Annotated in this window: 16 protein-coding genes; 6 read left to right on the forward strand and 10 right to left on the reverse strand. The window is 63.3% G+C overall.

Annotated elements, in window-relative coordinates; genetic code table 11:
• Positions 1-293: ISAs1 family transposase (locus tag EN859_RS21225; RefSeq protein ID WP_135913541.1), on the forward strand; the 293-nt coding region annotated here is incomplete at its 5' end.
• Positions 294-316: 23 nt separating this feature from the next.
• On the opposite strand, the gene uvrB is transcribed toward EN859_RS21225, so the two are convergent.
• Both uvrB and EN859_RS21235 read right to left on the reverse strand, forming a co-directional pair.
• Positions 317-3,415 (reverse strand): excinuclease ABC subunit UvrB, encoded by a 3,099-nt coding sequence (gene uvrB / locus EN859_RS21230; RefSeq protein WP_127854709.1) that lies wholly within the window; start codon positions 3,413-3,415, stop codon positions 317-319.
• Positions 3,416-3,534: 119 nt separating this feature from the next.
• Entirely contained in the window at positions 3,535-4,785 is a 1,251-nt protein-coding gene (locus EN859_RS21235) for a hypothetical protein (protein WP_127854710.1), read from the reverse strand.
• Between the two features lie 163 nt (positions 4,786-4,948).
• On the opposite strand from EN859_RS21235, the gene EN859_RS21240 reads away from it, so the two are divergent.
• The gene (locus EN859_RS21240) at positions 4,949-6,055 is read left to right on the forward strand and encodes a CapA family protein (RefSeq protein ID WP_127854711.1); all 1,107 of its coding nucleotides are present in this window, start codon (positions 4,949-4,951) and stop codon (positions 6,053-6,055) included.
• 66 nt (positions 6,056-6,121) lie between these two features.
• Here EN859_RS21240 and EN859_RS21245 read toward each other — a convergent pair whose 3' ends face one another.
• A complete protein-coding gene (locus EN859_RS21245; protein ID WP_127854712.1) occupies positions 6,122-6,643 on the reverse strand; it encodes a hypothetical protein in 522 nt (173 codons plus the stop codon).
• Positions 6,644-7,498: 855 nt separating this feature from the next.
• Between EN859_RS21245 and EN859_RS21250 the strand changes: the two genes are divergently transcribed.
• Positions 7,499-8,437 (forward strand): diacylglycerol kinase family protein, encoded by a 939-nt coding sequence (locus EN859_RS21250; RefSeq protein WP_127854713.1) that lies wholly within the window; start codon positions 7,499-7,501, stop codon positions 8,435-8,437.
• Positions 8,438-8,549: 112 nt separating this feature from the next.
• On the opposite strand, the gene EN859_RS21255 is transcribed toward EN859_RS21250, so the two are convergent.
• The 3 genes from EN859_RS21255 to EN859_RS21265 form a co-directional block, all read right to left on the reverse strand.
• Positions 8,550-9,761, reverse strand: coding sequence for a mandelate racemase/muconate lactonizing enzyme family protein (locus tag EN859_RS21255; RefSeq protein WP_127854714.1), 1,212 nt, complete (start codon positions 9,759-9,761; stop codon positions 8,550-8,552).
• A complete protein-coding gene (locus EN859_RS21260) occupies positions 9,758-11,374 on the reverse strand; it encodes a GMC family oxidoreductase N-terminal domain-containing protein (protein ID WP_127854715.1) in 1,617 nt (538 codons plus the stop codon). The genes EN859_RS21255 and EN859_RS21260 overlap by 4 nt, the downstream gene beginning before the upstream one ends.
• A 165-nt stretch (positions 11,375-11,539) precedes the next feature.
• Positions 11,540-12,106, reverse strand: coding sequence for a GNAT family N-acetyltransferase (locus EN859_RS21265; RefSeq protein ID WP_210237708.1), 567 nt, complete (start codon positions 12,104-12,106; stop codon positions 11,540-11,542).
• Positions 12,107-12,273: 167 nt separating this feature from the next.
• Here EN859_RS21265 and EN859_RS21270 point away from each other — a divergent pair, with 167 nt between their 5' ends.
• On the forward strand, positions 12,274-12,669 hold the full coding sequence (locus EN859_RS21270; protein ID WP_127854716.1) for an acyl-CoA thioesterase: 396 nt from the start codon (positions 12,274-12,276) through the stop codon (positions 12,667-12,669).
• A gap of 421 nt (positions 12,670-13,090) precedes the next feature.
• On the opposite strand, the gene EN859_RS21275 is transcribed toward EN859_RS21270, so the two are convergent.
• Positions 13,091-13,459, reverse strand: a complete 369-nt coding sequence (locus EN859_RS21275; RefSeq protein ID WP_189502137.1) for a helix-turn-helix domain-containing protein — start codon at positions 13,457-13,459, stop codon at positions 13,091-13,093.
• A gap of 90 nt (positions 13,460-13,549) precedes the next feature.
• Between EN859_RS21275 and EN859_RS21280 the strand changes: the two genes are divergently transcribed.
• Positions 13,550-14,155 carry an NADPH-dependent FMN reductase gene (locus tag EN859_RS21280; protein WP_127854718.1) on the forward strand — a complete coding sequence of 202 codons (606 nt, stop codon included), beginning with the start codon at positions 13,550-13,552 and terminating at the stop codon, positions 14,153-14,155.
• A 91-nt stretch (positions 14,156-14,246) separates the two neighbouring features.
• Here EN859_RS21280 and EN859_RS21285 read toward each other — a convergent pair whose 3' ends face one another.
• Positions 14,247-14,612: a helix-turn-helix domain-containing protein gene (locus tag EN859_RS21285; protein ID WP_127854719.1), complete on the reverse strand. Its 366-nt coding sequence runs from the start codon at positions 14,610-14,612 to the stop codon at positions 14,247-14,249.
• Between the two features lie 119 nt (positions 14,613-14,731).
• Here EN859_RS21285 and EN859_RS21290 point away from each other — a divergent pair, with 119 nt between their 5' ends.
• Positions 14,732-15,712 carry a zinc-binding dehydrogenase gene (locus EN859_RS21290; protein ID WP_127854720.1) on the forward strand — a complete coding sequence of 327 codons (981 nt, stop codon included), beginning with the start codon at positions 14,732-14,734 and terminating at the stop codon, positions 15,710-15,712.
• Positions 15,713-15,730: 18 nt separating this feature from the next.
• Here EN859_RS21290 and EN859_RS21295 read toward each other — a convergent pair whose 3' ends face one another.
• The gene (locus tag EN859_RS21295; protein ID WP_127854721.1) at positions 15,731-17,041 is read right to left on the reverse strand and encodes a hemolysin family protein; all 1,311 of its coding nucleotides are present in this window, start codon (positions 17,039-17,041) and stop codon (positions 15,731-15,733) included.
• Positions 17,042-17,109: 68 nt separating this feature from the next.
• Positions 17,110-18,024 carry a LysR family transcriptional regulator gene (locus EN859_RS21300; RefSeq protein WP_127854722.1) on the reverse strand — a complete coding sequence of 305 codons (915 nt, stop codon included), beginning with the start codon at positions 18,022-18,024 and terminating at the stop codon, positions 17,110-17,112.
• Between the last annotated feature and the right edge of the window lie 92 nt (positions 18,025-18,116).

Consider the following 18,116-nt stretch of genomic DNA (forward strand, 5'->3'; position numbering starts at 1 on the left):
ATCGCCGCTTCTATGTCGCCTCGCGCGCCCTCACCGCCAAGCAGGCCGCAGTTGCCATCCGAAGCCACTGGGCCATCGAGAACTCGCTGCACTGGGTCCTCGACGTCACCTTCAACGAGGACAAATGTAGAAGCCGAACCGGACACGGACCCGCCAACATGGCCGTTGTCCGCCACTTCGCCCTGAACCTCGTGCGATCAATCGACGACAAGCGAAGCATCAAGCTGCGCCGAAAGCGCGCTGCAAGAAACAACAAATACCTCGAACAGATCCTCCAACCTTCAATCCGTTAACCCGGATTCAAAGCCGTGGCCGGCTACCGCCCCGGGCGGCCGGTTTTGCCGGGACGGCGCTTTTCACGGCGGGCGTCAGCCGGATCTTCGTAGGAGCCGATGCCGGCGCGCTCGCGCTTGACCGGCTTGTCGCCCTCGACAGGCTTTTCCGTCCGGCGCACGGTCATCTCGTCGAGCGAATTCTTCTTGAACAAAGGTTTGGTGGAGTCGCCGGGGATACCGAAGTCTGAGCCGTGCGCTTCCTCGGCCGACTGCTTCTTGAACAAGGAGCGGGACACGGCACCGGCGGGCGTCGGCATGTCGGTGCCCGGCCCCATGGCGTCGAGCGAGGGTTTTGCGAACAGCGGCTTCTTGACCGGCACCGCGCCGTCGGCACCCATTTCATCAAGCGCCGGCTTGCGGAACAGGGAGGATTTGCCGCGATCCTTCGTGCCCCCCTCTGGCCTGCCGGCCATCTCCTCCTCAAAGGGGGAGATTCCCCTGTCGTCGACCGTCCGATGGATGGCGCGGCCCTTGTTGTGCTTGCCCTTTTCGCGACCAGAGACCGGGCTTTCCATGTCGGCATATTTAGCCAACGGATCGTCGGAGATGGAGAGCTCCATGTCGCGCAGCCGCTTGATCTCGTCGCGGATACGGGCCGCCTTCTCGAAGTCGAGATTGGCGGCGGCGTCGCGCATCTGCTTGTCTAGCGCCTCGAGATGTGCCTTCAGATTGTTGCCCATCATGGCGCCGGCGCTGTCGGTGAACTGCGAGATGTCGGCGCGTACGTGATCCTTCTCGTAGACCGAGTCGAGGATGTCGGAGATGCGAGACTTGACCGATTCCGGCGTGATGCCGTTGGCCGCGTTCCACTCCATCTGCTTCTCGCGGCGGCGGTTGGTCTCGGCCATCGCCCGCTCCATCGAGCCGGTGACCTGGTCGGCATAGAGGATGACCTTGCCGTCGACGTTGCGGGCGGCGCGCCCGATGGTCTGGATCAGCGACGTTTCCGAGCGCAGGAAACCTTCCTTGTCGGCGTCGAGGATAGCGACGAAACCGCATTCGGGAATGTCGAGGCCTTCGCGCAGCAGGTTGATGCCGACCAGCACGTCGAAAGCGCCGAGACGCAGGTCGCGGAGGATCTCGATGCGCTCCAGCGTGTCGATGTCGGAGTGCATGTAGCGGACGCGGATGCCTTGCTCGTGCAGATATTCTGTCAGGTCTTCGGCCATGCGCTTGGTCAGCACCGTGACCAGCGTGCGATAGCCGGCCCCGGTGGTTTCGCGGATTTCGCCGACGACATCGTCGACCTGTGTCTTGGCCGGGCGCACCTCGACCGGCGGGTCGATCAGGCCGGTGGGGCGGATGACCTGCTCGGCAAAGACGCCGCCGGACTGCTCCAGTTCCCAGGCGCCAGGCGTCGCAGAAACCGCGATGGAGAGCGGGCGCATGGCGTCCCATTCCTCGAAACGCAGCGGCCGGTTGTCCATGCAGGACGGCAAGCGGAAACCATACTCCGCCAGCGTCGCCTTGCGGCGGAAGTCGCCGCGATACATGCCGCCGATCTGCGGCACGGTGACGTGGCTTTCGTCGACGAAGACCAGTGCGGTGTCGGGAATATACTCGAACAGAGTCGGCGGCGGATCGCCCGGCTGGCGGCCGGTGAGATAGCGCGAATAATTCTCGATACCAGCGCAGGAGCCGGTGGCCTCCAGCATCTCCAGGTCGAAGCGGGTGCGCTGCTCCAGCCGCTGCGCTTCGAGCAGGCGGCCAGCCTTTTCAAGCTCTTGCAGCCGATGCTTGAGCTCTTCCTTGATCGACTTGATGGCTTGATTCAAGGTCGGGCGCGGCGTCACATAGTGCGAATTGGCGTAGATCTTGACGCTTTTCAGCTCGCCGGTTTTCTGCCCGGTCAGTGGATCGAACTCGGTGATCGCCTCGATCTCGTCACCGAACAGCGAGATGCGCCAAGCACGGTCCTCAAGGTGGGCCGGAAAGATTTCGATGGTGTCGCCGCGCACGCGGAACGAGCCACGGACGAAATTGACATCCTGACGCTTGTATTGCTGGGCGACGAGGTCGGCAAGCAGAGCGCGCTGGTCGAGCCGGTCGCCGATCTGCATCTGAAAGGTCATCGCCGTATAGGTCTCGACCGAACCGATACCGTAGATGCAGGACACCGAGGCAACGATAATGACGTCGTCGCGTTCGAGCAGCGAACGCGTCGCCGAATGGCGCATGCGGTCGATCTGTTCGTTGATCGAGGATTCCTTCTCGATGTAGGTGTCAGTCCGGGGCACATAGGCCTCGGGCTGGTAATAGTCGTAATAGGAGACGAAATACTCGACGGCGTTTTCCGGGAAGAATTTCTTGAACTCTGAATAGAGTTGCGCAGCGAGCGTCTTGTTGGGGGCGAGGATCAAGGCAGGACGCTGCGTCTCCTCGATCACCTTGGCCATGGTGAAGGTCTTGCCCGAACCGGTGACTCCAAGCAGCACCTGGGTGCGGTCGTTCTGGTCAATGCCTTCGACCAGATCCTTGATCGCGGTCGGCTGGTCGCCGGCGGGCTCGAAATCCGACACCATCTTGATGGCGATGCCGCCTTCGGATTTTTCCGGCCGGGCAGGGCGGTGCGGCGTCCACAGCACGCCGTCCTTGTGCAGCGGATTGCCGGATTCGATCAGCGCGGACAGTGCTGCGACGGTTGCGGTGACGCCGCCGGGCGAAACCGACTCGGCATCCTCCAGGCTGATGTCGAGGCCGGCGACGGGATTGAGGCCAACGGCAGCGCGCTCCTTGGCCGAGGCCGCGCCGCCCATCGAGGTGCCGCGCGCGGTCCGCGTCGGCGAGGCCGAGCGTTCGGGAATCTTTTTCGCCGTCTTTGGTGATTTGCCGCCGTCCTTACCGGAAACGGCCGGGCGCCCTTCCTTCTCAGCTTCCTGCTCGATCTGCTCAGCCCAATCGGCGATCGAGCCGGTCAGCGGCTCGCCTGAGAATTCCGCCTGCGGCGCTTCGGCAAAGCCGCCCTTGTGCAGCGGCTCCGATGCATCGAGAAAGTCGGTCAGAGGACTGCGCCGCTTTGGCGGCGAGGCGCGGTCGTCACTCGCCGGCGACGGCGTCTTTCTATCGGGAAGTTTGGCCATGTCCCGAATATGGGAGGTATCAGCCAAAATGGAAAGAGCGGAGTGGCGAGGGGCTTGGGACGAAACCAGGCTGCTGACACAAGGGTGTCAGGAGCAGTGTCGTGCCGAGTCGCTGTCCCTCAATTGAACCACACCGCAAAGGTCAAGAAGCCGGCGCCCCCGAACTGGCGCTGGATCTGGTCGAACTCCTCGCCGGTGAGGATTTTTCCGCTTTCGAGATAAGGCGCGATGGCTGGGCCGGTGATCGAAAGCACTAGGTCGAACGGTTTCGGCTCATCGAAGAAGCGCTTCATGTTGATGCCCTTGTCGGCGATGCGGAAATGCGGCAGCAAGATGCGGCCTTCGAGCAGGTCCTCGGCCATAGTCAGGGCGGCGAACCAGGCCTGGACCTGCTCTTCGCCGACGTCGAGGCCGGTGAGCGGGTTGGCGCCTTTCTGCTGCGGGCCGGGCAGCCATTCATGGTCGTTGTCGGTCTCGGCGCGGATCGCCGTCCAGTCCTCGCGCGACAGCCGGATCATTTCCAACAGATGCCGGCGCGCCGCCTGCCGGCGTTCCGGCTCGACCACCGGCCAATTGATCAGGTGCACCAGCGAGATGAAATCGGCCAAGCGCCATTCGGACGAGAAGATGCTTCTGCCCATGCCGCCGTCCAGCGGCACAAGCGTGTCCTGCAGCGGCAGTTTGGCGCGAGGAAACAGCATGTGGAACGAGCCGTCGAAGGTGTTTTTGAAATCATGCGCCAGCCAGAAATCCGCCTGCGCCATCAGGAACTCGGCATAGCCCTGCAGCCAGTAGCCGTCGGCGCGGTCGAAGCGGAAGGTGAGCGAAGAAGCAACGCTGTCAGGGCTGCCGCCGCGTGAAAGGGCGGCCATGATAGCGGCGGCGCTCTCGTCCGGCGCGATGGCGCCGTCCCCGTTGAGATCGATGCCGAGACGGGTCAGGTCGATCACCATGCCGATATCGGCTTCGGCGGGCACAGACCCAAGCGTGGCTGCGGATTTCTGCAGCCGGTCGCGGAAGGTGACTAGGATGGCGCGAAATTCCTCGTAGGTCAGCGGCGCGGGATTGGGATTTTCCGGCACCGGCAGCCGCATCAGTGGCAGCATGAAGGATTGCGGGCTCTCGAAACCGTGGCGGTGCAGGCCGCTGGCAAGGGTCTCCAGCGCGGTGAAGAATTCGCCAGCGCCAGCGGCGTAAGCCGACGCGGGATCACTGGGAGCGGCGGCTTCCAACGTGGCAAGGGCGCTGTCGCGGTCGGTTACGCTCTTCGCCTCGAACAGGGCGGAGGGTTGGGGGGCTGCGGCACCAGCGGAAACAACGAGCACGAGCAGAACGAGGGTGGATGCCAGCAGGCTCGAAAATCGCTTCATGTTTTTCCCCCAATGCACCATTCCGCCGGCGACCATACACGCATTTGTCGCGTTCCGCTTGTCGGTTTTGGCGCTGGGGTTCTCGACAGCCGCCCTATTGTCGACGGATACGCTTCAACCAACCCGGCTGACGGTCTACACAAGGCAAACAATTGGGCGTCGCGTGTCGAACTATCCGGTTTCCTACAAATTGTCGTGGCTGCCACGTTTCCTCCGGCCATCGCTCAGCGGCGACGCCGACGGCTTCGCGCCGCTGGCCGCAACGATGATCGAGCCGCCGCCGGCACGGACGGTGCGGCTCGCCTTCATTGGCGACATCTCCGCGGTTGCCAACCGCAACGCGCCGGACTGCGACCCGGTGATCACGGCGCTGCTTGGCTCCGCCGATCTGGTGGTCGGCAATTGCGAAAGCCCGGTTGTGGAATGGCCAAGCGCTACGCTCGGCACGCGGCTTGGCACGCACCATGCGATGACCGAGCGGTTTCTCGCCGAAGCGCTGGCGGCTGTCGGCATTCCGCGCGAAAAACTCGTGCTATCGCTGGCCAACAACCACGTGCTCGACCAGGGCGTCGCGGGATTCGACGAGACGGTCGCGGCGCTAAAGCGACTTGCCATCCGCACCATTGGCACCGCTGCAAATGGTCCGGTCGAGCTCCTTGCGGTCGGGCCGTTGACGATGGGCTTCGCCGCCTTCACGTTGTGGCGCAATGCCGATGCCGCCTTGTTTGAAGGCTGCGTGTCGATGCAAGGCGATCCTGCACGGTGGCCGCGCGACGCCACTGATGGTGCCGATCTCACCTGTGCCGTGCCGCATTGGGACTGGGAGTTTCGGCATTTTCCACGCGGCGAAACGCGGGCGTTGGCGCGGCGTCTGGCCGAGCATGGCGTCGGACTGATCGCCGGGCACCATGCCCATGTCGTGCAGCCGGTCGAGCGGATCGGCAAGATGCTCGTCGCCTACGGGCTTGGTGACTTCTTCGGCACGGCCTTCGCGCGCCAGCCATGGCCCGGCCGCATCGGCAGCATCCTGACTGTCGATATCAGCGCTGACGCCGACACACGCGGCGCTGTTGCCGCCTACCGGCTGCATGCCTTTATGCGCCTACGCTCCCGCGACCATGAGCGGCTGGTCCCGGTCGAAAGACTGGAAAGCCGGATTCACGGCAAGGTCGAAGGCCGTTTGAAAGCGATCTTTGGTGAGCAATCCGCGATGCTGGCGACGCCGGCATTGGCGCGCAAGGTCGGCGCGAAGGACGAAGAGGCGGGGTAGGGGAAGCGCAACTTCATGCGGGTGGTTGGCTGCTACGAACGGAAGATGTCGCCGTTGGCGATCGGCTCACAGGCTGCCAGGCACCATCCCTACCAGCCAGTTCGCCGACCGCTTCGCCATGTCGACCGTCGCAGACGCGGCGCGGCTGAGATCGGTCTTGACCACGGCGTAACCGGCCTTGGTGCGATAGAGCACGGCACGCCCGCCGTCGACCGCCGCTTCATAGGCGACAGGCCTTGCGGCTTCCGTTTCCATCGCCGTCGCCGGCGATCCGATAGGAATGCTTGGGCGATGGCTGAGTTCGGGCGGCAGCGGATAGGTGGTTTCAACGGCGCGGTCAGCAGGTTTCAACTCCGGCCGCGAGGCTGTCGCGGCAAGCTCGGGGGACGACGACGAGTCCTTGGTGCGACATATGCCCGAGACCAGCGGGTAGTTGAAATTGCGCTCATGCAACATCTGGCTTTTCATTGCCGCTTCGCAATCGGCGACGGTCGCCCATTTGGCGGGCGTCTCGCCGATATACTCGCAAAGCTTGGCGTCGCAGTCGCAACCGACGATGGTCATGGCGACAAGGGCGGTCTTGAACACGGTCTCGTCCCTTCGAATTGCAGCGTCTTTCCGGGTCCGAAAAAGAAGCCCGGCGCAGCAGTATCATCAATCGTCGTGGATCAAGGCGGGATTTGGCCGCGATTATGGAATGAGCATGGCAGTGCGCGACAGGGCGGTTCACCGTCGTCGATTGTGGCAGAAAGGTCTCAGGATCGTTTGGTGCGCGGTGAAGCGGCGCCGGCAAGATCGCCGGGATAGCCAAACGACAGTCGGCGCCGGGATTTCTCCCAGCGCCTCCCTGTCAGATCAGGACACGGTCGGGCAGCAACTTCCGTAAAGACGTCGCGCCATGCCGGCCTTGATTTTGACGGTCCTGCCAGTCGCTACCCGGAGGCAACGTCCGTTCTGGACCACGCCGATCTCCACCCTTGCGAGCTTCGCCCAGCGTGCCATCGAAGGTTTTTGCCGTCCTTCATGGCAGCATCGGTCCGCCGTCGGCGTTCGCACGCTTTCCGCGGCCCCGTAGGTCTCGGCTTCCATCCCTCGAACAGGCAAGCCTGCTTTCGCTCTGGGCCGTACGGGCCTCAGGAAATCCGCCTTCTCGCTTTGCCTTGCGGCGTGGCGATCGGTAGCCGCCTGAGATGGGTTCAATGTACGCCGGGTAAGCGTTTTACGAAACAACCGCGGGCCTGTGGATAGCGGGATTATCGGGGACTGCGTTCGGGAATTTTTCGACGAGGCGCGCTGACCCAGGCAACCGGTAGCGACATGACTCGTTCTGCGGTGAACCGGCGTCGTCAAATATTCCGCCCTTGCCCCGCCGGCCGGCGCGGGCTTCAATGCCGGCCAAGGATAACGGGGCGTTGGCTTTGGGTTCCTCGGGGGAGGGTGTGCTTGAAGGTCGGGGTGGTTCTCAATCCGGTTGCCGGCGGCGGCAGGCTCAAGCGGCATTGGCCGGAGGTCGCTGCCTCGCTGAAAAGGCATTTCGGCGATTTCGAACTGCGCGAGACGCAGGCCGAGGGCGATGCTGAAAGGCTGGCGCTCGACCTTGCCGCCGTCGGCTTCGAACTGGTAATCGCGGCGGGTGGCGACGGCACGGCAAGCGAAGTCGCCGACGGGCTGCTGCAGGCGTCCCAGGAAACCGGCCGGACAACAGAGCTTGGCCTGCTGCCCTGCGGCGCCGGCATCGATTTCGCGCGCGGGCTCGGCCTGCCGCGCGAGTTTGACGCGACGCTGAAGCGCATCGCTGCGGCCAAGAGCCGGCAAGTCGATGCCGGCCGTATCTCCTATGTCGACGACCATGGCGCGCTGGCCAGCCGCCACTTCATCAACATCGCCAGCCTCGGGCTTTCAGGCGCCACCGACCGTGCGGTCAACGCCGACAAGCGCAAGGGCAAGGTCTCGGCCAAGGCGCTGTTCTACTGGCGCACCGTATGGGAATTCATCCGCTACCGGTTCCAGGACGTTGTGATCACCGTCGACGACGGCGCCCCGGTCGAGGCGCGCATGGCGCTGGTGGCGGTGGCCAATGGAAAATTCTTCGGCGGCGGTATGATGATCGCGCCCGACGCCGAGTTGAACGACGGGCAGTTCGACATCGTCATCCTGAGGGCAGCAGGCAAGCTGAAACTGATCTGGGATATCAGGCTGCTCTACGGCGGGCGGCACCGCAATCATCCGGCGATCACCATTTTGCGCGGCAAGAAAGTGGTTGTCGAACCGCTCGGCGATGTTGAGAAGAACGGCGCGCTGGTCGACATAGACGGCGAGTCACCGGGGCGCATACCGGCGACCTTCGAGATCCTGCCCGGCGCGCTGACGCTGAGGTATTGAATCAAGGTGTCGAGACTTTGATTCAGGTGGTTCCGGCGATCCGTCCAATATGCTGAAATCGCCTGATAATCTGCCTTCATATACAAGGTGGCCGCGTGACCGTCCCAACCGCTCACGGCATTAGCGGCGTCTGCATCATCTGCAGGTGCAGGTCCTTGCCGGTCCAGGGGTGCGCATCGCAGACGGCTTCGTCGAGCTCGACGCCGAGGCCGGGTTCCTTCGACGGAATAACGTTGCCGTCCTGCCATTCGATCTTTTTCTTCAGCAGCTTTTCGTGAAAACCGTCCCACTGCTTCAGGGATTCCAGGATGAGGAAATTCGGCAGCGTCACCGCTAGCTGGATGTTGGCGGCGCCGACGATCGGCCCGCAATAGCAGTGCGGCGCGACCTGGATGTGATAGGCCTCGGCCATAGCGGCGATCTTCTTGGTCTCGAGAATGCCGCCGGAACGGCCAAGGTCCGGCTGCAAAATGGTCGCCGCTCGGTTTTCGATGACACGGGCGAATTCGAATTTCGTCGTCAGCCGTTCGCCGGTGGCGATGGGGATCGACGTGCCGCGCGCCACCTGCGCCATCACCTCGGGCATGTCGGGCGGCACCGGCTCCTCGAACCAGAGCGGGTCATAGGGTTCGATGGCGCGCGCCATGCGCAGCGCACCCGATGCGGTGAACTGGCCATGCGTGCCGAACAGGATATCGGCCCGGGTGCCGACCGCCTCGCGGATCGCCTTGATCATGCGGGCGGAGAGGTCGATGTCGACGAGACGCGGCTGGTGTCCATCGAAGGCGGTGTAGGGGCCGGCCGGGTCGAGCTTGACCGCGTTGAAGCCCTGCTCGACATATTCGAGCGCGCAAGCGGCAGCCAAGTCGGGATCGTTGTAGACGTTCTTGCCGCGCGCGTCCTCGGAGTGGACGCTGCCGGTGTGTGGATAGAGGTAGGTGTAGGAACGTAGTGTCTCATGCACCTGGCCGCCGAGCAGCTTGTAGACCGGCTTATTGGCCTCTTTGCCGATGATGTCCCAGCAGGCCATTTCGAGCGCCGAGAAACAGCCCATTCCGGAAACGTCGGGGCGCTGGGTGAAGCCGGACGAGTAGGCGCGGCGGAAGAAGCTCTCGATGTCATGGGGGTCACGGCCGACGAGATAGCGCTCGGCCATGTCTTCGACCATCCTGGCGGTGACGTGGGCGGAGAAGGTGGCGTTGTAGGCTTCGCCGTAGCCGACCACGCCGCGATCTGTGGTGAGCTTGACGAAGATGAAATACTTGCCGCCGATGCCGGGCGGCGGATTGCCGACAACCCAGGTTCTTACGTCGGTGATCTTCATTGCTGATCCTCCAGAACCAGTTCGGCGCCCTTCCATCCGGTCATGATCGCGGCGGCGTTGGTGTTGCCGGTGATGTTGTCGGGAAAGATCGACGCGTCGATGACGCGCAAGGACTCGATGCCGTGCACCCGCAGACGCGGGTCGACGACGGCGCGCGCAGCAGCCGGCCCCATGCGGCAGGTCGACACCGGATGATAGACGGTGCCCGAGCGCTTCCTGAAATCCTGAATCAGATCGGCGTCGGACGTGATCGACGGACCAGGCAGAACCTCTTCCTCGATGATCTCGGCCATTGCCGGCATCGAGGCGATTTTCCTGACGAATTTTACTGCTGCCAGCATCTCGGCGACATCGGATTCAGTCGAGTAAGCGTTGGCGACGATCTTCGGATAATCGCGCGGATTGCTGGAGCGGATCATGATCTCACCACGGCTCGACGGGCGGCAGTTGGACAGGCCGATTGAAAAGCCCGGCCACGGGTCGGGCGTCAGGATCGGGCGCTCGCCGCTCTTCGGAATGACGGTCGAGAACGCCTGGAAGTAGAGCTGCATATTGGGCCGCGACGCGGTCGGATCGGTGCGGAAGAAACCGCCGGAATTGTTCATCGACAGCGACAGCGGGCCGGAACGCATCAGGATGTATTGCATGCCGACCAGCAGCTTGCCCCACCAGGGACGCAGGATCTGGTTCAGCGTCGGCAGCTTGCCCTTGAAGGTGTAGTTGATGCCGACATGATCCTGCAGGTTCGCGCCGACATTCTCGTTGGCGTGAATAACGGGAATGCCGAGAGCGCCGAGCAGGGCCGACGGGCCGATCCCCGAAAGCTGGAGCAACTGGGGCGAATTGACCGAACCTCCCGAAAGGATCACCTCCCGGCCGGCGCGCGCGGTCCTGGTCTCGCCGTTCTGCAGATACTCGATGCCGACGGCGCGCTTGCCCTCGAACAGGATCCTGGTCGCCAGCGCATTCGTCTCGACGCGGACGTTCTTGCGCTTCATCGCCGGGCGCAGGAAGGCGCGGGCGGCCGACATGCGGCGGCCGTTCCTGGTGGTGATCTGGTAGACGCCGATGCCTTCCTGAACGGCACCGTTGAAATCCGGGTTGAGCGGCAGGCCGGCTTGGTTGGCGGCTGCAAGATAACGCTTGGTCAGCGGGTGAACGGCGATCGAGCAGTCGGTGATGTGCAGCGGACCGCCAACACCACGCCATCGATCGGCGCCGGCCTGATTGTCCTCGATCGCCTTGAAGGCGGGCAGGAGATCGTCGAAGCCCCAGCCGGGATTGCCGGCGTCACGCCAAGCGTCGAAATCCTCGCGCGCGCCCCGGATCCAGACCATGGCGTTGATCGAGCTCGAACCGCCGAGTAACTTGCCGCGCGGCCAGTGGTCGACATTGCTGGCCAGACCGGGATCAGGCTCGGTCTTGTAGTTCCAGTTGACCGCAGGGTCGAAGAAGGTCTTGCCGTAGCCAAGCGGCATCTGCACGTAGAAACGGCGGTCGGTGCCGCCGGCTTCCAGCACCAGGACCGAGAAGCGGCCCGAAGCCGACAGTCTTTCGGCCAGGACCGAGCCGGCCGAGCCGGAACCGACGACGATGAAATCATAAGTCTGCATGATGGATGCCGGTGGCTCCGAATTTGCGCTCCAGCCTAGACGCCGCAAGCCACCGCCATCACCGGAGCTTCCGGCATCGCTTGTGAAAAAAGCGACCGCGAACTTCGTTTGGGTTTCGACTTCCGGTCCGAAGCGGCCGTTACCACTTGGAAAAGCGTCCGGCTATCAATCATCTGCAATGTTCTTGAAATCATAACGCATGATCGGGCTGGCTGGCGTCCTGCGAGCTACGACTGCGAACCCGGCGCGAGCGAAGGTGGAGGCGTATCCACTACCGGAAGCGCTCGGCGATACCTCGGCATCAAAAGGATAGGCTTCGAGCGCGGGAGCATTTGCGCGCCTTGCGGTCTCCCGCGCCTCTGCGATCAGGTAGGACGTGACGCCCTGCCTGCGACACCTTTTTCGCACGTAGAGGCAAGACAAGGACCAGACTGGCGTATCATCCACTCGCTTGAGCTGCCACAGTCGATCGAGCCAAGGCACGGCATCTCGCGGTGTCACCCGGCACCACCCGACAGCAGTACTGCCATCAAAAGCAAGCACGCCTGGAGGTGGGCCATGCTCGACGGTCTGCCAGAACGCTGCCTTGTTTTCCTCGCGAGGTCTCTTCCGATAAGAACTGCCGATCCGCCCGTACATGCACCTGCAGCGACTGCAGACAGCGCTCTCAGCGAACAGGTCTTCAAGCGCGGGCCATAGATCGGGCGTCAGCAGACGAAAGCTGAGGTTCATGTCAGGTGCCTCCTCAACTCGCTGTGCGTAATGTAGCGCCGTGACCTGCCGCTTTGTATCCCCTTGGCCGAATTTCAACCGTGCCATCATCGGCCGGTGGCGCGTTGACGCGTCCGTGCCACGACTATACGGGGATCGGGACAGGCGCTCTCAAGGGGATTTCCCGTATGGTGCACTATGCGGAAGGCCGGCCGATCGGCGATCTGACGCTGCGGACGCTGGCCATGCCTTCGGACGCCAATGCCGCGGGTGACATTTTTGGCGGGTGGGTGATGGCGCAGATGGACCTTGCATGCGGCATCCGTGCCGCCGAGCGTGCCAAGGGCCGCGTGGTGACGGCGGCGGTAAAGGAGATGTCGTTCGCCAAACCGATGAAGATCGGCGACACGCTGTGCGTCTATACGCATGTCGAGCGCGTCGGCCGCACCTCAATGACGCTCAAGGTCGAGGCCTGGGCGCAGCGCTACCTTTCCGACCTGATGGAGAAGGTTACCCATGCCGATTTCGTCATGGTAGCGCTGGACAGCGAAGGCAAGCCGAAGGCGGTTCCGGCGGAAAGCTGACGGTCCGATTCCCGCATAGCCCGCGCCGCGATCCGCAGTGCAGAGAGACAATGCGTCAACGATTGCTGAACGGCACTCCCGGCTGGCGATCCTGTGGCCTGGTTCGGCCTGATGGGTATGACCGCCTTTGCCGAAGTCAGACGAGACGGCGCGGGCAGACTCTCACATCGGAAAACATCGACGGAGAGGCAGCGAAGTGACTGATCTGTCAGGCGACCCGGATATATTAGGCGACTAAGTACAACAGCGGCGGTCGACCCGAGCAATTGTTATCGGAAAATGAGCACCACCTGCCCAATCGACGGCAAACGATCGATCCGAAATCGAACCGGATCGGTAACTTCCGCAGAGAAATATGCAGTCGCAGCGGGTGTCTCCGCCGAGGGAGCGCGACGTGCGAAGCCCTTGCAAAGCAAGGGCCTCAGGCGTGCGCGCTGTCGAATTTCTCGCGCGCCGCCTTGACGCGTTCGGTGTTCCTGCGTGCCCATTCGCCGAGAGCGCCGACCGGCACCAGCAGCTCGCGGCCGAGGTCGGTCAACTCGTAGTCGACACGCGGCGGGATGGTCGGGAACACGGTGCGGGTGACGAAGCCATCCCGCTCCAGCCCGCGCAAGGTGGTGGTCAGCATCTTTTGCGAAATGCCCCCGACGGCGCTGCGCAACTCGTTGAACCGCAGCGGTCCGTCGCCGAGCTTGCCGACCACCAGAACGGTCCATTTGTCGCCGACGCGCTGCAGGATTTCCGAGATGGCGCGGCAGTCTTCGGTGCGGTGCGGGTGCCTTGGTAACAAAAAAGTGCCTCCTTGCGCATCGAGAGAACGGTCACTCATATAGCGCAGGTATCTAAACGATACCAGAAATTTCCTGAAGGAGAGCCCCCTATGTCCAAACCCAAGATCGCCATCGTCGTCGGTTCGACCCGCGCTGCCCGCTTCGCCGATGTGCCAACCCAGTGGATCGCCAAGATCGCCAAGTCGCATGCGGACATCGAAGTCGAAATCGTCGACCTGCGCGATTTCCCGCTGCCGTTCTTCGACGAGGTCGCATCGTCTGCCTGGGCGCCGTCGCAGAACGAAGTGGCGCAGCGCTGGCAGAAGAAGGTCGCCGAGTTCGACGGCTTCATCTTCACCGCCGCCGAATACAACCACGGTCCGACGGCCGTGCTGAAGAACGCGATCGATTACGCTGCCAATGAATGGAACAAGAAGCCGGCCGGCTTCGTCGGCTATGGCAGCGTCGGCGGCTCGCGTGCCGTCGAGCAGCTTAGACTGCATGCCGTCGAGTTGCAGATGGCGCCGGTGAAGTCGGCGGTCCACATTGCCTGGGGCGACTTTCTCGCCGTCAGGCAGGGTGAAAAGAAGCTCGATGAACTCGAGCATCTGAACCAGGCGGCCGCAGCTCTCGTCAACGACATTGCGTGGTGGGCCAGAGTGCTGAAGGCAGCGCGTCAGGCCGACGCCGTCGCCGAGGAAGTCAAAGCGGCCTGAGCGCCGGCTCGAAACAATCCTCCCAAGGATCCGGGGCGGCGCTTGCGCCGCCCCCTTTTTTGATTCAAGCCCTTGATTCAAGCCGCTTATTTCAGGCGACGTGCGCGTGCCGCGCTTGCCGAGGCCTGATGATGCAGTCGGCAAGGCGGTCCATTTCATTGAGCTCGTCTGCATGGTGCTGGCCCCACTCGCAAAGCGCCAAGAGTATGGGCTCGAGGCTAAGGCCGAGCTGGGTAGCGGAATATTCGACGCGAGAGGGAATCTCGGCGAAGATTTCGCGGTGGACGAGGCCGTGCTCCTCCATTTCACGGAGCTGCTGGATCAGCACTTTCTGCGTAGTGTCGGGCATCAGCGTCTTCAGCGCCGACAGCCGCCGAGGTCCGTCGAACAGGTGGTAGAGAATGACCGCCTTCCAGCGGCCCGAAATCACTTTCAGGGCGCGCTCCGCCGGCAGCATCGGCAGTCTCTTGGTTGGCCCACCATGGTCACCTCCTGGTCTGCAGGGGACAAATGAGTGTGTAGTCGCGGTCAGGCAGATAGTGGCAAACAGCACCCGATGCCATAGCGAGGTTTGCCATGAGAGCCATTCAACTCCCCCGTTTCGGCGGCCCCGACGTCCTCGAAATCATCGATGTACCGAAGCCAGCGCCGCTTGCCGGCGAGATCCTGATCCGCGTTCATGCGGCCGGCGTGAATTACTTCGAGGTGCTGATGCGCGGGGATCGCTATGCGACCACACCGGACTTGCCGATGATCCTCGGCGTCGAGGCTGCCGGGACCGTCGAGGCAGTTGGGCAAGGTGTGGATGCGTCGCTCGCCGGCAAACGTGTCACGGCGCCGTTGTTTGCCTCAAAGCGCCCCTTCGGTGGATACGCCGACTATGTGGCGATCGACGCGAGCCTGGCCGTGCCTTTGCCGGACGCACTTCCGTTCGAAGCTGCGACCGCATTGATGGTGCAGGGGCTGACGGCCTTGCACTTGCTGCGGCAAAGTCCGCCTGCCGGCAAGTCGGTGCTGGTCAGCGCTGCCGCGGGCGGCGTCGGCTCCTTGCTTGTCCAACTCGCCAAGCGCCAGGGCGCCAGCCTCGTGATCGCCGCCGCCGGCAGCAAGGCCAAGCTCGATCTTGCCTTGTCGCTCGGAGCTGATGCCGCTGTCGACTACAGCAAGACAGATTGGCCCGCGCGTGTCCAGGAAGCGATGGGCGGCGCCGGCGTCGACATCATCTACGACATTGTCGGCGGCCCGATGACGACGGCATCGCTGAAGGCTCTCGCGCCTTGCGGAGAGCTGGTGTTTGCCGCGCTCGGCAGATATGCGATCGGCGCTTCGGAACGGGAAGCGATGATCCTGCAGAACCAGTCGCTGAGAGGGTTCGCCCTGCTGCCGCTGCTGTCTGCGGATGTGCTGAGAGCCAGCCTGTCCGAGCTCTTCCAGCTGACGGCGAGCGGCCGGCTGCGGGTTGCGATTGGCGGCCGCTTCTCGCTCGACCAGGCCGGCGAGGCGCACCGCTTGCTGGACGAGCGCCGCTCGACCGGCAAGGTCGTGCTGATACCCTGATCTTTTTGCTCCAATTTGCTAGCGCACGATTTCGCGGTGGCCGCTTGGCAGGCGCGTAGCGATGAGCTTGTCGATGCGGCGGCCGTCGAGGTCGACCACCTCGAAGCGCCAGCCCTGCGCGTCGACGCATTCACCGGTCGCCGGCAGATGGTGCATGTGCGACAAGACATAGCCGGCGACGGTCTCGTAGTCGCGATTCTCGGGCAGGTCGATGTCGAGAACCTCCGCCATCTCGTCGGCCTGCATGTAGCCGGCGAGCAGCCATGAGCCGTCCTCGCGCTTGACGGCGTTTTCCTCTTCGCCAGCGTCAAGGTCGGAGCGGAAGACACCGGTGATGGCTTCAAGGATGTCGGCGGGGGTGACGATGCCTTCGAAGTGGCCGTATTCGTCATGCACCAGCGCCATCGGGACATCGGATTCCTTCAGCGTCGAAAGCACATCCAGCGCGTCGGCCTGGTCATGGACGATCGGGGCCGCGCGTACGTGCTTGCGCGGCTCGAGTACGCGTCCGCCGAGGATCGCAGCCAGCACGTCGCGGGTCTGGACGACGCCGATCATGGCGTCAACGCCGCCGTCGCCGGCCGGCAAGCGCGAATGCTGGGTGTCCATCAAGAGCTTGCGGATCGTCGCGTCGTCGGACTGCAGGTTGATCCAGTCGACCTCGGTGCGCGGCGTCATCACAGCGCGCACGGCGCGGTCGCCGAGCCGCATGACGCCGGCGATCATGCGCCGCTCGTCCGATTCGATGGTGCCGTGATGCTCGGCTTCAGCGACCAGCATCTTGATCTCCTCGTCGGTGACCTTGTCCTCGCTTTCGCCGCGCTGGCCAAGCAGCCACAGGATGGCGCGGCCGGAAACGTCGAGCAGGAAGACCAGGGGCGCTGCGACGGTAGCGAGGATGGTCATTGCCGGAGCGACCTTGGCGGCGACCCGTTCCGGATCGCGCAGCGCAATCTGCTTGGGCACCAGCTCACCGATGATGAGCGAGCCATAGGTGATGGCGGCAACGACGATACCGACACCGAGCGGGTCGGCGACGCTTTCGCGGATACCGGTCGATGCCAGGAAGGTAGCCAGCCGTTCGCCAAGCGTGGCGCCGGAGAAGGCGCCGGACAGAACGCCGACCAGGGTAATGCCGATCTGCACCGACGACAGGAATTTTCCGGGATTGGAGCCGAGTGCCAGAGCGCGACCAGCACCCTTGACGTTGCGGTCGATCATTGCCTTGAGACGAGCCGGCCGCGACGAGACGATGGCAAGTTCCGACATGGCCAAAAGGCCGTTCAAACAGATGAGGACGACCACAATGGCGATTTCAACGTAAAGCATGTTGGGTCAATAGCATTGCCGTGCGGTCTTCGAAAATAGATGGCCGCCATTTTTCGGGATCGCGGAATTCAGCCTGCATCCCACGGCGGCGCCGAGAAATGTGCGACCAGGGCGTCGACGACGACGCGGACCTTCGGCGTCAGGTTGCGGGTCACCGGCCAGACGGCATGCACGATAGTGTTCTCGACGAGACAATCCGACAGCACCATTTCGAGTTCGCCGCGCTTGAGGCTGTCGGCCACCAGCCAGGTCGGCAGATAGGTGATGCCGCAACCGGCGAGAGCGGCATCCAGCATCGGTTCGCCGTGACCGAGGATCAGCCGTGCCCGCGGCTGGAATTTGCCGAGATGACCATCGGTGTGCCGCACGGTCCAGGGATGGACGATGCCATTGCGGCCGTAGCCGATGACGCTGTGACTGGCGAGGTCCTCGATCGACTGCGGCCTGCCATGAGTTTCCAGATAAGCGGGAGCGGCGCAGATGGCCGAGCGTTGCGCATAGATCCGGCGTGCGGCGAGCGACAGGCTGTCATCGAGATCGCCCATGCGAACCGCCAGATCGATGCCTTCCTCGATCAGGTCGACGCGCCGGTCGTTGAAGGAGATTTCCATTGTGAGATCCGGGAATTGCCTGGAAATATCGAACAGCACCGGGGCGACGCAGCGGCGGCCGAAGGCTAGGGGCACGTCGACGCGAAGCCGGCCGGAGGGCACCTGCCGGCGCGAGGCAATCAGCGACTGGGCGGCCTCGATCTCGGTCAGTGCCCTGACGCAGGCTTCGTAGTAGCTGAAGCCCTCGCTGGTCGGGCTCAGGCTGCGGGTCGTGCGATTGAGCAGGCGGACGCCCAATCGCTGTTCCAGTTGCGCGATCGATTTGCCGACCGCCGATTTCGTCACATGCAGCCGCTCGCCGGCGCCGGTGAAGCTGCCAGCGTCGACCGCCTGAACGAATGCGAGGATGCCTTGCAGGCTGGCCGGTTCCAAAGCCGTTCTCCTATTGTAGAGTTTTGATCATCAATCAGTTTCCAAATATGCCGCATAGAAGCACTTTTTTCCATAGTTAAACGGCGTAGATG

Source organism: Mesorhizobium sp. M00.F.Ca.ET.216.01.1.1 (assembly GCF_004010325.2).
Taxonomy (GTDB): domain Bacteria; phylum Pseudomonadota; class Alphaproteobacteria; order Rhizobiales; family Rhizobiaceae; genus Mesorhizobium.